Raw genomic sequence first — 13,695 nt, forward strand, 5'->3', positions numbered from 1 at the left:
AGATCGCCTCGTGCCATGACTATTGCTCTATCAAAGCCGGGCCCGGCCCGCAGGCGATCTCCCGAACTCGTGATCCAAACTCCAGACAGGACCTAGGCGGTCGGGGGCGTCCACACGGGCAACCCGGCCACGGCGCGCCAGTGGTGCGCGATGTCCATGCGCCGGGCGAACCAGACGCCGTTCCGGTCCCGGACGTGTTCGAGGAAGCGCTCGATCCCGGCGACACGGCCGGGCCGCCCGCTCAGCCGAGCGTGGAGGCCGACCGACATCATCGCCGGATGCCGCTCCCCCTCCCGCCACAGCGTGTCGAAGGCGTCGACGCAGTACCGGGCGAAGTCCTCGGCGTGCACGAAGTCGCCGCCGGCCATGAAGCGCATGTCGTTGGTGTCGAAGGCGTACGGCACGATCACGTGACTGCGACCGGCGACCTCGACCACACGCGGCAGGTCGTCGTCGTAGGCGTCCGAGTCGTACAGGAACCCGCCCTCCTCAACCAGCAGGCGCCGGGTGTTGGTCGAGGGCGCGCCCTTGGTGTGCCAGCCCACCGGACGCACGCCCGCCGCGCGCTGGACGCGGTCCACGGTCCTGGCGATGATCTCCCGCTCGTGGACCTCGGGCATCTCGGCATGGCGTTCCCAGCGGTAGCCGTGGCAGGCGATCTCGTGGCCACGCCCCACCACGTCCCGGGCCAGCCACGGGCAGCGTTCGATCGCCCGGCCAGCGGCGCTCACCGTGCACGGAACCCCGAAACCCTCCAGCAGGTTCATGATCCGGTGGTGCCCGACACGCGGAGCGTAGTCGAAGTGCGACGCCAGGCAGGGGTTGGGCACCACCGCCACTGGTTCGTCGATCTCGTAGACGCTCTCGTTGCGTTCGTCCCCGTCCGCCGTCGACAGTTCCGCTCCGGCCTCGACGTTGAGCACGAGGGACACCGCGACGCGGGCTCCTTCCGGCCATCGCGGGTCGGGCGGATCGTCGCCGTAGCCGCGAAAGTCGCGACGTCCGATTGATGTGTCGTCGGCGCCCACGATGGCCCTCCCAGTCACCGGCGGCTCTCCAGGACGTACTCCTTGAACTGTGCCCGTGATGAGGGCCGGGACAGACTCGCGGTCGGCAAAGTCCCGGCATCGGCCATCAGCTCCAGGAACCGTTCCCGAAGGCGGGCCAGTTCCTGCTTGGTGAACGACAGGGTGGTCGCAACCTCCTGAAAGTCACGGTGTTGCGACCACCACTAGAACCCAAGCGGTCCGCGGGGCCTCGAACGCGTCGGGGTCAGCTGCGGGTCAGCTTGCGGTGGGTGACCGCGTGCGGGCGCGCGGCCTCGGGGCCCAGGCGCTCGATCTTGTTCTGCTCGTAGGACTCGAAGTTGCCCTCGAACCAGAACCAGTTGGCGCCGCCCTCCCACGCGAGGATGTGCGTGGCGACGCGGTCGAGGAACCAACGGTCGTGGGAGGTGATCACGGCGCAGCCGGGGAAGTCCAGCAGCGCGTTCTCCAGCGAACCGAGGGTCTCCACGTCCAGGTCGTTGGTGGGCTCGTCCAGGAGCAGGAGGTTGCCGCCCTGCTTGAGGGTGAGCGCCAGGTTGACCCGGTTGCGCTCGCCGCCGGAGAGAACTCCGGAGGGCTTTTGCTGGTCGGAGCCCTTGAAGCCGAACGCGGCGACGTAGGCGCGGCTGGGGATCTCGACCTTGCCGACCTCGATGAAGGTCTCGCCGTCGGAGATGGTCTCCCAGACGTTCTTGGTGTCGTCGATCCGGCCGCGGTACTGGTCGACGTAGGAGATGTCGACGGTGTCACCGACGTTGATCCTGCCCTCGTCGGGCGTCTCCTCGCCGACGATCATCTTGAACAGGGTCGTCTTACCGACACCGTTGGGGCCGATGACGCCGACGATGCCGTTCGGCGGGAGCGAGAAGCTCAGGTCCTCGATCAGGACGCGGTCGTCGAAGCCCTTGGTGAGGTTCTTCACCTCCACGACCGTGTTGCCCAGGCGCGGACCCGGCGGGATCTGGATCTCCTCGAAGTCCAGCTTGCGGGTCTTGTCGGCCTCGGCGGCCATCTCCTCGTAACGCTGGAGGCGGGCCTTGCTCTTGGTCTGGCGGGCCTTGGCGTTGGAGCGGACCCACTCCAGCTCGTCCTTGAGGCGCTTGGACCGCTTCGCGTCCTTTTGCCCCTCGACCTTCAGACGGGTCTGCTTGGTCTCCAGGTAGGTGCTGTAGTTGCCCTCGTAGGGGTAGAACTGGCCGCGGTCCAGCTCCAGGATCCACGTGGCGACGTGGTCGAGGAAGTACCGGTCGTGGGTGATCGCGACGATGGTGCCGGGGTACTTGGCCAGGTGCTGCTCCAGCCAGTTCACGCTCTCGGCGTCGAGGTGGTTGGTGGGCTCGTCCAGGAGCAGCAGGTCGGGCTGTTCGAGCAGCAGCTTGCACAGGGCGACGCGGCGCTTCTCGCCACCGGACAGTTGGGTGACCGAGGCGTCGCCGGGCGGGCAGCGCAGGGCGTCCATCGCCTGCGCGAGCTGGCTGTCCAGGTCCCACGCGTTGCGGTGGTCGAGTTGCTCCTGGAGCTTGCCCATCTCCTCCAACAGGTCGTCGGAGTAGTCGGTCGCCATCTGCTCGGCGATCTCGTTGAAGCGGGTCAGCATCGCCTTGGTCTCGGCGACGCCGTCCTCGACGTTCTCCAGGACGGTCTTGTCCGCGTCGAGCTGGGGCTCCTGGGCGAGCAGCCCGACGGTGAACCCGGGCATCAGTCGCGCCTCACCGTTGGACGGCTGCTCGATGCCGGCCATGATCTTCAGCAGCGTCGACTTACCCGCACCGTTGGGCCCCACGACGCCGATCTTGGCTCCGGGCAGGAACGACCCCGAAACGTTGTCAAGGACGACCTTGTCGCCGTGCGCCTTGCGCACGTTTTGCATGGTGTAGATGTACTCCGGCATGTCTTCCAGACTAGGGTGTCGGCGCCTGTGCCGAGACCTGAGGGATCACGTGCGCGACCGCGTTCCAGGGCCCGACGGGTCACGCACTGGAACGCGTCGGGGCGGCCCGGTCTTCCCGATGACGCGAAGACGACGCACTCGCGCGGCCTCGTCGGAGACGTCACGCAACGGCAGGAGGGGGACCGCCCACCGGCACGGGCCCTCCCCGGTCTCGGAACGGGTGCTCGCCCGTGCGCCTTCTACCGATCCCGCCTGCGCGGCAGCGCAGGCCCGGATCCGGCGCGGGTCTCGATCACCCGGTCCACGGGGACGTAGTCGGTCGCGTTGAACGTAGCGCCACGTCCCGACTCGGTCCTGCCATCCCAGGTCCATCCGTCCTTCGGCCCGAGGGCGACATGGCCCAGGTAATCGGGACCGACCAGCGCGCGGTCGACGTCGGCGCCCCGGGTCCAGGGAAAGCGCCGCCACTCCAACGTGAAGTCCAGCCCCCGCCAGGGCAGGAAGGCGTCCGGCGCACGTCCGCGACACCCAGAACCGCGACAGGGAAACCCTCTCCTTCGACGCCTGGGAGTGGCACACCATCCTGAACGTCGCCGCGGGCCCGTGACCCGGCCTTCGCTCCTTCGCAGTCCCCACCGGTCACGGGCGGAGATCCCGTCGCTGCCCTGACATCGAAGACTCCCCCCTCACCGGCCCGGGTCTTCGGCCACCCTCCCACGCGCCCCAACCCCCACGATCCGGATCCCGGCCCGCCGGGCCCGTCCGAACAGGCGAGCCCGCATCCGCGCCGCCCCGCTCCCAGCCCCCCGCACTCCCGCCACGCGACCGCACCGCGGCCCGGAGCATCGACGCACAGGGCATCCGCTGTCCGCGCCTGACCCAGTGTTTCCGGGATGGCTACGCGTCCCAGTCCTCCTTGCCCTCCGTCCAGCGAGGTGCGGCCTCCCGCCACCGGCGCACCGGCATCCCCCAGGCCAGGGCGCGGCTCATGAGCAGCGCCATCGAGTACCCGGGATCGGCGGTCAAGGACACGTCCAGGGCAGCGGCGGCCAGTTCCCGGTCGTCGCTCTGCCAGGCCGCGACCGCGAGCAGGGAGGCCGGGGCCGCCCGCAGGCGTTCGGGGACGTGGCGCGTGACCCGGCTCCAAAGCCGCCGGTGCGCATCCGCGCTCCGGGCGGTGATCCGCGCCCACGCCTCGTCGCGCACACGCGTCTGCGTCAGGTACACGCCCAGAGAGGCCAGCTCGCGGGGCTCGGTGACGCTCTCGCCACGGCTCTCCGCCCGAACCGCGGCGCGCACCGTGGGAAGCCCCAGGTCCACCAGGCGTCGGAACCGCGGGCGGCACGGTCGCGGGCCAGGTCCTCCATGTCCTCGGCGGCCGCCGCCACCTCCGTGGCGAGTGGACCGGCGACCGGTTCGAGCAGGGCCCGCACCCGCGCGGACTCGGCCCGTGACGCGTGGACCGGCGACAGGGGCGTGATGCCGTGCAGGACGGCGTCGGCCGGGGCCGTGGAGCGGTCCACGTCGACCACCGTGCCCTCGGGCGGGCAGCAGGAGGGGTCGACGCAGGTGTAGGACCAGTACCGGCCGTCGGTGACCCGAAGGGCGTCGATGACGGTGATCCCGCGCTCCCGCGCGGCGGCCACGAGTGCGTCGACGTACGGGGTGACCCGGTCCGGGGGGCCGAACGCGACGACCAGTAGGGCGTCACAGCGTTCGGCGACCGCGTGGTCGACGACCGGAGGCGCGCTTGGCGAGCCTGGCGGCGCCCCCTGGCCGTTCAGGTCCGCGCGCAGCACCGTGTGCACACGGCCGTCCTGGAGCGCCAGGACCACGAGTCCGGGGTCGGGAGGTCCGCCCGCGAGGTAGGGCAGCACGGCGATGACGTCGGTCGGGGTGGTGAGCCTGAGCGCGGCCGGAGACCCGCCCGGAGGGTCGGTCGCCGAGTCGTGGGAGGGCCGGTCCGGCACACCGGTGGCCGCGTCCCCGGGAGCGCGGGGACACGGGAGGGGAAAGGGCTCATGCCCGGGGGGAGAGGGGGCGGGGCCAAGCTCGGCGCCGCCGCGGCGGTCGGGCTCGTAGGGGTCTGCCGGGTGTCCGTGGTGGTCGAAGCGCATACCTCAACGGTGCGTGATCGGAGGGGCGCGCACAATGGCGTCTCGGGGACTGTGGACGACGAACGCGTCCCCATTCGGGACCGGATCCCCCTCCGGCCCCACTGGCACCCGGTGGACGGTGGAGAACGGTCCTGGGACCGTCACCCGCCCGGGACGACACCGGTGGACCGCCAGGGCACGGCGGTCCCTCCAGGCTCCCATGGTCACTCGACCTCGCCGCACGAGCCGCCGCGCCCGGACAGATTCCCCTCGCGCGGCCCGGGAATCTTGCCCGGCGCCCCCGGACACCCGACGGGCAGGCACACCCGGTTGCGCCCGGTCTCCTTGGCCCGGTACAGGGCCAGGTCCGCCGCGGTCAGCAGCTCGACCAGGTCGTTGCCGTGCTCGCCGATGACCGCCGCGCCGATCGAGACCGTGATGGACACCGGCACGTCGTCCACGGAGATCTCCATGCACCCGACCTGCGCCCGCAGCCGCTCAGCCGCGTGCCAGGCCTCCGACGCGTCCGAACCCGGCAGCAGCACGACGAACTCCTCGCCTCCGAAGCGGCCGAGCAGGTCGGACTGGCGCAACTGCTGCGCGATGGTCGTCGCCACCCCGAGCAGCACCTGGTCGCCGAACAGGTGACCGTAGTTGTCGTTGACCCGTTTGAAGTGTCGATGTCGATGATCAGCACGGCGGCCATCCCGCGCCCCGAACGCGCCCTGGCGATCTCCCCCGACGCCTCCTGCTCCCAGGTCGGCGCGTTCAGCAAACCCGTCTTGGGGTCGGTGCGTGCCGCCATCTGCAACTGCTGGAACAGCAGGCTGCGCTGGAGGAGCAGAACCGGCGGAACCGCGATGGCCAACAGGAACAACGTGAGCTGCGCGAGGATCGCCACGGTCACCCCCACACATAACTCGACGGCGTCGACCGTGCACGCTTCCCGGTCCCACATGGGCCGCAACGACGCCCCGGGCCCCATGCTGATCCGGGCCGCCAGAGCCACCAGGACCGTGTTCAACACGGTGAACCCGGCACAGCACACGACCGCGATCAGCACCCCTGCGCCGGTGGCGAGGCTGTGGTGAGCGTCGGGCGCCCCTCCCAGCGCGTCCCAGAGCCCGTCCGCGGTCACCGCGTGCCACACCACCGACGCCAGGAAGCCCGACAACCCGACGGCGGTGGCGTTGAAGACCCGCCGGTGCGCCACGCCCGCCTGGCTCGCAGTTGCAGCAGCAAGAACACCGGGACGGGGACGATGAGTGAGTACACGGGCGGCAGCAGAAGGACGATCGGGAACCACCACGCCCCCAGCAGATCCCGGGCCAACCCGGCGGGCACGCCCAGGCGACGGATCGCCTCCACGCAGATCCCCGCGCACACGGTCAGCGCCAGGAAGGTCACGACGTCGGCGAGCGTCACGGCGGTCAGCGCCGCCGCGGCGCCGAACAGGAACAACGTCGCGAACAGGAGCAGGCCCATGTAGACGATCAGGCCCCGAGGCTGTTGGAGGATCGCCCAGCTCGACCGTTCCCCGGCGGCCAGGCCCTCCGCCGCCAACGGCTTCTCCGAGATACTCACGCCTCCATCCTCCCTCCCTGCGTCACGCTCCGCAGTCCGACCCCTACACGTGCTAGCGATAGGCGAACCACCTCCTCCGGTCCTCCCTTCGACGACCCGATGTCGCACGGAGTTCCACACCGTCGCCACTCGGCGACCGCCGGGGACACCACGCGTACGGGTGGGTACGTCAGCGCGGCCCGGCGTGCCACCCCCAACACTTTACATTACGTTGGGTAATAGCTTAATTGCTGATTGTATGATCGGCGCAGGCAGGGACTAGATTGTCTCCAGGCTCGCGCTCCGTCAGGCGGGTGGGAACCAGGCTTCGCGGTGTTCTACCGTAGGATCCGGCTTCGATGGCCGTTTTCGGACACGAGGCGCCGAACGAACCGGGATCCCGCCCCACGAGCTCGGCGCCGCCCGATCGGAGGAGGACACATGTACAGCACCGTGCAATGGACCTGAGACCCGACGCGACCCGGGGGCGGGTGGCACGTCGCGTGCCACCGCCCCCGGGTCGTCTGACCAGCCCCGCGCGGAGCGGCCGTACTCACACGGCGAACGGCCTCACGAGGCCGTCCCCGCGACCTCGTAGGCGGCGCGGAAGGCACGGTAGCGGTCCAACTCGGCCGTCATCGGCTCCACCACCCGCCGGCGCGCGATCTCGGCGACCCGCTCTCCGGCGACCCGCTCCACCGCCTCCCGTCGCTGCACGGCCGCGACCTCGACCAGGTTCGCGCACCCCACACCGGTCAGCCATCCGACCACGAGGGACGCGACCACCAAGGCACCTGAGTAGGCGACGAACACCGGATCGTCGAACATCGCCAACCCGGTGAGGCCACCAGCGAGCCAGCTCACGAGGGCCACGAGCGCCCACACCAGGCCCAGGCCCGCAACTGCCAGCAACGCGAACTGCGCCGACCGCGCCGCCTTCCACCACGGCATGGTCCGCTCGGAGGCGCTGACCGCGCCCGAGACCGCCTCACCCAGCTCCACCGGAAGCTCCGCCACCCCGCTGAGCGCGGCCGAGCGCATGCGGCGCCGCCACGGCGCGGGCATCCCCGCAGAGAGCCCGTCGGCCGCCTCACCCAGCACCGTCTCCAGCTCCGCCACGTGCGCGTCCACCGGACCGCCCACGCCCACGTCGCCGTCGTCGCGCAGGAAGTCCAGCTGGACCGTCGAGAGCGGGTCCTTGCGCACCCGCCCCAGCAGTCGTGCCACGGGCCAGCCGACCTCGCGCCTTCCGCGCCTGACGTCGTTGGTCTCGGTGACGTCGGCGACGGCCCCGACCCCGGCCGCGCTGGCCAGACCGCCACGGACCCGCTCGGCCACCGGCCCGGGGACGGCCCCGGGGATCTCACCCTCGCCGTGGAACTCCTCGAAGGCCACCACGACCTGGTCCAGGTCGGCGACCAGGCGGTCGACCAGCGCACGGCGCTCACGCACCGCCTCACCGAGGAACCCCCTCAGGTCACGAATGCCCTGGCCGGTGGCGGTCGAGGTGGTGATCACCCTGGGGTGCACGCCCGACTCGGTCTCCATCAACCGCCGAAGGTCGGTGAGCAACTCCTCCAGTTCGTCCGGTTCGACCCGGTCGACCTGGTTGAGGACCGCGACGGTCACCGCGCCGTGCCCCGCCATGCGGGCCAGGTAACGGTGGTGGACGGCGGCGTCGGCGTACTTCTGCGGGTCGAGGACCCACACGAGCAGGTCGACCGATCCGATGAGCCGGTCGGCCTCCGCGGTGTGCATGCTGCGCACGGAGTCGTGGTCGGGCAGGTCGAGCAGGACCAGGCCCGTCAGTTCGGAGTTGCCCGCGTCCAGGACGCCGGTGCGCGAGTGCCGGTAACGGGTCGGCACGCCCAGCCAGCTCAGGAGCGCGTCGGCGCCCTCGTGCCCCCACACGCAGGCGTGCGCTTTGGACGTGGTGGGCCGGGTGACGCCGGTCTGCGACAGTTCCAGTCCGCACAGGGCGTTGAACAGCGACGACTTGCCGCTCCCGGTGCCGCCCGCCAGGGCGACCACGGTGTGCTCGGCTGACAGTCGCAGGCGCGCGCCCGCGTGGTCAAGCAGCTGTGTGGAGCGTGCGACGACCTCCTCCGGAAGGTCCTCCTGGCCGAGTTCGGTCAGGGTGGACAGGGCGTCGAGGCGTTCGATGAGCTCGGCCCGCGTGACGGTCGTGGCGGGTCGCCAGTGGTCGTGGGTGGTCGGACGGTACTCGTCGTCGTCCTCGGGGTCGTCCTCGGCACCGGTCACCCGCGCCCCCGGGGGCGCGGGGGCGTCGGCGGAGGCGTTCGCGGTCACGTCAGCTTCGAGCTCAGGCTCCGGTTCAGACCCCGGCTCCGGCTCCGGCTCAGGCTCCGGCTCCGACTCCGGGGCGGTGGTGTCCGCCCCCACCGCGCGGAACGCGCCCGAGACGGCGGACGGACCCGGCACGCGCCGGGGCAGGGGCCCGCCGTCCTCCTGTTCCACAGCCCGCGGTGCGGGAGCCTCACGGTCGGCCGAGGCGGGTTCGCCGTCCGCCGGGGCCTCCTCGGCCGGCGACGGGGCGGACGGGGCCCCGGACGTCCCCCCATCGATGCCGGGGGCCTCGGCGGTCGCCTCACCGTCCTGACCGGGAGCGGGAACCCACTCCGGCGGGTTCGGGCTCACGACGGGGAAGGCCCCGGTGTTGCGCCCGGCGATCTGGGCGTCCTCGGCGGCCTCCGCGAGGCTGCCGACCCACCCGGCCAGACCGTCGGGGTCGTCGCCCCCGTCAGGGGCGTCGCGGGCGGCACGGGTCTCGGCGGCGCCGCGGCGAACGCCGCGCACACCTCGCCGGCCCCGATCGGCCCTGGTCCCGCGCATGCCACGGACACCGCGGCCCGTGTGGGCGGCCTCGTCCGGTTCGGCGGGGGCGAGAAGATCCTGGGCGCCGTCGACGCCAGGCTGGTTCTCGTGGTCACCCTGGTCGCTCTGACCATCGTGGGCGCTGGGTCCACTCGTCTCATCCTGGGCGCCCAGGATGTCGTGACGCGCGCGTCGTCCTGACGCCGTGAGCACCTTGACCACTTGGGTCACGCCGGTCACCGTGGGCACTCACGTCACCCTGGCCGCCCCAGCCGTCCCGACCGTCTTGGCCATCTTGGCTGTCAGCCACACCCGGGCCGAGCACGTCGCCCTGCTCGTGACCCGTTCCCCAGGCGTCCGGGCCGCCCCCGGGGCCCCAGCCGCGCGGGTCGGTCCAAGCGCCCTGGTCACCGGGGCCACGGCGGTCAGAGGCGCCGGTGTCCTCGGCGCCGACGCCCGCGTGGCGGCCCCGGTCCGCGTCCGCGCCCCGCTCCTGGGGCACGCCTCCGTCGCCCTCCGGGACCCCGGGCGCGCGCGCGTGCCGCCCGGCTGGCCTGCGGGACGCCTCCGACGCCTCATCCGCGGGCGCCGCGTCCGGGTAGCCCGCGATACCGTCGTGCGCGGCCTCCGCCACGCCCGTCCCGGAGCCGAGGTCCGGCGCGTGGGCGGAATGCTCGGGCACCGGCACGGTGTACCCGCGCCAGGAGCCGCCTCCCTCGGACTGGTCCTCACCGCGCCGGGCACGGTCGTCACTGTGATCCTCGGACCCGCCGGTCGGTCGGACCTCGTCTGGTTCGGCGGGGCCGGTCTGTCCGGTCGGCCGCGCGGGGTTCCACTGAGTCGTCATCGTGCAATCTCAAGGTTGTACGTGGCCTGATACAGCTGGACGGCACTGTCCTCGGACGGGATCCCCGCCGACACCAGGGTGCTGTCGAAGGGCGTGCGCTCCTGGTCGAGCAGCGCCCCGACGCGTTCGCGCAGGTCGTCGCGGGCCGTCGTGCCCATGCTACGGAGTGACTGGGCCCCGAACAGCCCCTTGAGCAGGCGCTGTGGTGAGGGGCCGGAGGGGTCGGCCGCGTGCGCGCCGCCGCCCGAGCGGGAACGTTCGTAGCCGAGCAGGTCCATGATGAGGACGAGCGCGACGATGTCGTGGTCGAAGGTGACGAACCGGGCCACGGAGCGCTTGGTCGCTCCGCTGGCCGCGGTCATCCGGGCGATCTCCCCCTGCCACTCGGCGAGCTCCTTGCGGACCCGCTGCGCCAGGAGACCGCCCCCCGGCAGCTCCGACGCCTGGCGACCAGCTCCTCGCCGCCGGGAACCTCCCGCCAGCGACCGTCGATCTCCTGACCCGCGCGTTCGGCGGCCGACACCACGAGCGCGGCCAGGGAGTCGCGCACGGCCGACTCCAGCGCCGCGACCCGCTGCCCCCGTTCCTCGGACTCGGCACGGCGCCGCCAGGCCCGCCTGCCGCGCAGCCGCAGGCTCCGGGCGAGCTCGCCGCTGGCGGCAACCTCCTGCCAGCGCGCGAGCAGGGATCCGCTCAGCAGGGACCCGTCGGCGAGACCGGCGTCCACGTGGCGGCGAGCCCCGGTGAAGGACTCGTCGACGGCGCCGCGGAGCGCCCGTCCCACCTCCACCTGCGTCTCCACCTGCCGCGCCAGTTCGGGCACCCGGGAGCGGAAGCTGTCGATCACCCCGACGAACGTGCGCCGCGAGACCCGGTCGCGCTGGTCGGCCTCGCCCGCGACGTCCGCGAGATAGGTGCGGATGTGGTCGGCGACGTTGGCGGTGAAACGCTCCCCCTTGACCTGGTCGGTCTCGGGGATCGCGAATCGCGCCGCCCCGCCGAGCCCGTTGGCCTCCAACATGGCGCCGAAGTGGTCGAGGAGCTGGCGGCGGCCCTTGCGAGGCACCCGGGAGAGCACCACGGCCAGCGAGGTGTCGCGGTCCCGAGCCACCTGGAGGAACTCCCACACCCGCGCGTCGGCGTAGCGGGTGCTCGTGGTGACGAACACCCACAGGTCGGCCGCGTCGAGGAACTTGGCCGCGAACTCGTGGTGGGCGGCCACCGCGGAGTCGACGTCGGGGGTGTCGAGCAGCGCCACCCCGCGCGGCATGGCCTCGCTGGCCGCGAGCACGAGCATGCCGTCCTTGCCGGGCATGGCCAGCCCCTGCTGGCGCACACGCGGCAGTGCGGGGATGAAGGAGGACTCGCTGAACCAGTCCACGTCGGCCGGATGACAGGCCAGTACCGGGCTGTTGGTCGTGGGTCGGCGTACGCCGGTCGTGGTGACCTGCTCGCCGACCAGGCTGTTGACCAGGGTGGACTTACCCGCGCCCGTGGAACCGGCGACGGCGATCAGCAGCGGGATGTCGGGCCGCCGCACTCGGGGAAGGACGTAGTCGGACAGCTGTGCGAGGAGGTCCGCCCGGAGCACGCGCCCCTCCTCGGCGGCGGGCAGTCCGTCGGCGAACCTCAGGTCGCGGATCTGGGTGCGCAAGGACTCCAAGACCCGCTCGAAGCGGTTGTCCTCCGCTGCCGGGGCACGGTGCCTGGCCGGCCCGGAGGCGGTTGGGGCGGCGGGTCCGGCCGTGGCCGGAGCGACGGGCTCGCCTGGGCCACCGTGGGCCGGGGCCTCGGCCACGGGTACGGATCCTGGGCCCGGGGCGGGATGGTCGGAGGTGGCGGCCGGTCCGGTACCGAACCGGTCCGAGGCACCGGAACCGCTGGTGTCCGGTGCGGCCGACGGCCGGGTCATGATCGGTATGCCCTCCTCATCGGTGCTGACGGTCCCCCGCCGCGCGGACGTCGAAGGCCGCAGGCGGGGATCTCACTGGAGTTCGCCCCCGGTCGCCAGTCGACGCGTCTCGAACTGGGTCCCCGTGTGCAGTATGTCAAGATCCCGCGCCGTTTTGACCACTTCTCCAATGATCACCACCGCCGGGGGCCGCACCCGGGCCGATCGGACCGACGCGGCGATGTCCGCCAGCGTACCCGTGACCGTCCGCTGCCCTGGCAGGGTGGCCTCCTGCACCACCGCGACGGGGGTGTCGGCGGGACGCCCGTGACCGACGAGCGCCTCGGCGATCGCCCCGATCCGCTCGACCCCCATGAGCACGACCACCGTCCCACCCGCGTGGGCCAGCCCCGCCCAGTCGACGGTGGACCGCTCGTCCCCCGGGGCACGTGCGCGGACACGATGTGCACGTCCTGGGCGACCCCGCGGTGCGTGGCGGGGATGCCCGCGCTGGCGGGGGCGGCCAACGCGCTGGTCACCCCGGGCACCGCGATGACGGGCACCCCGGCAGCGACGCAGGCGGCCGCCTCCTCGCCGCCCCGGCCGAAGAGGAAGGAGTCGCCCCCCTTGAGCCGGACCACGAACCGGCCCCGACGGGCACGGTCCACCAGGACCTCGTTGATCCGTTCTTGGGTCATCGAGCGCCCGTAGGGGATCTTCGAGGCGTCGACGATCTCCACGTCGGCCGGGAGCCGGTCCAGGAGCGAGGTGGGCGCGAGCCGGTCGACGACCACCACGTCCGCCTGGGAGAGCAGCTGCTGCCCGCGGACCGTGATCAGACCGGGATCGCCGGGGCCCCCGCCGACCAGCGCCACACCGCTGAACCGCTCACGACCGCGCCGGGCGTCGAGGGTCCCGTCGGCGAGCCCGTCGGTGATGGCGTCGCGCAGACCGGCCGCCCTGCGCGGGTCACCGGAGGCCACGACGCCGACGGTGATCCCCCCGGCGGTGCCCGAGGCGGGGGTCCAGGCCGAGGAGGCATGCCGGTCGTCCGCGCGTACGCACCAGACCCGGGCCGTCTCGGCCTCGTCGGCGACGGACGCGTTGACCAGGGGATCGTCGGTGGCGGCGTGGACCAGCCAGTAGCGGGGGGCGTCGGAGCCCGACACGTCGCCGGCGGCGAAGGGCCGGCGCCGCCACGTGAGACGTCCGGCGTCGGCGAGGTCCTCCAGAGCGGCCGAGACGGCGGGAGCCACCAGGGTGACCCGCGCTCCCGCCTCCACCAGGACGGGAACCCGGCGGCCGGCGACCCGTCCTCCACCGACCACGAGGACGTCCCGGCCCTCCATGCGCAGACCCAGCAGATAGGTCACGGTCGCGCCCCTTCCGTCGTCCGTACCGGCCCCGGCGACGACGGCGGGGCGCGCGTGGCGGCCCGTCGCGCCGTCGGCGATGTTCGGCGATTGCGCGGTTCACCTTGTCAAAGGGGTATTACGCCCGGGTAAACCGGTGCGCGCCCCCGGTGT

The 13,695-nt window shown here is 72.4% G+C and carries 4 protein-coding genes and 4 pseudogenes; 1 reads left to right on the plus strand and 7 read right to left on the minus strand.

The genetic code is table 11. The annotated features are described in order from the left end of the window. Window positions 1-92 precede the first annotated feature (92 nt). The 5 genes and pseudogenes from BJF83_RS16530 to BJF83_RS16555 form a co-directional block, all read right to left on the minus strand. Entirely contained in the window at window positions 93-1,028 is a 936-nt protein-coding gene (locus tag BJF83_RS16530; protein ID WP_262391618.1) for a polysaccharide deacetylase family protein, read from the minus strand. Window positions 1,029-1,272: 244 nt separating this feature from the next. After that, window positions 1,273-2,937 carry an energy-dependent translational throttle protein EttA gene (ettA, locus tag BJF83_RS16535; protein WP_075927001.1) on the minus strand — a complete coding sequence of 555 codons (1,665 nt, stop codon included), beginning with the start codon at window positions 2,935-2,937 and terminating at the stop codon, window positions 1,273-1,275. A gap of 897 nt (window positions 2,938-3,834) precedes the next feature. Then, window positions 3,835-5,054: pseudogene (locus BJF83_RS29425) on the minus strand (DUF4192 domain-containing protein). Between the two features lie 203 nt (window positions 5,055-5,257). Further along, window positions 5,258-6,617 (minus strand): annotated as a pseudogene (locus BJF83_RS16550) (GGDEF domain-containing protein). A gap of 549 nt (window positions 6,618-7,166) precedes the next feature. Beyond that, the gene (locus BJF83_RS16555; protein ID WP_394329345.1) at window positions 7,167-9,653 is read right to left on the minus strand and encodes a GTPase; all 2,487 of its coding nucleotides are present in this window, start codon (window positions 9,651-9,653) and stop codon (window positions 7,167-7,169) included. Between BJF83_RS16555 and BJF83_RS27535 the strand changes: the two genes are divergently transcribed. Next, window positions 9,646-10,308 (plus strand): hypothetical protein, encoded by a 663-nt coding sequence (locus tag BJF83_RS27535; protein ID WP_158070386.1) that lies wholly within the window; start codon window positions 9,646-9,648, stop codon window positions 10,306-10,308. The two genes, BJF83_RS16555 and BJF83_RS27535, sit on opposite strands and share 8 nt — an antisense overlap. On the opposite strand, the pseudogene BJF83_RS16565 reads toward BJF83_RS27535, so the two are convergent. Continuing rightward, window positions 10,275-12,190 (minus strand): annotated as a pseudogene (locus BJF83_RS16565) (dynamin family protein). The gene BJF83_RS27535 and the pseudogene BJF83_RS16565 sit on opposite strands and share 34 nt — an antisense overlap. A gap of 72 nt (window positions 12,191-12,262) precedes the next feature. Further along, window positions 12,263-13,542 (minus strand): annotated as a pseudogene (gene cobA, locus BJF83_RS16570) (uroporphyrinogen-III C-methyltransferase). Between the last annotated feature and the right edge of the window lie 153 nt (window positions 13,543-13,695).

The organism is Nocardiopsis sp. CNR-923 (assembly GCF_001942255.1).
In the GTDB taxonomy this organism is placed as follows: Bacteria; Actinomycetota; Actinomycetes; order Streptosporangiales; family Streptosporangiaceae; genus Nocardiopsis.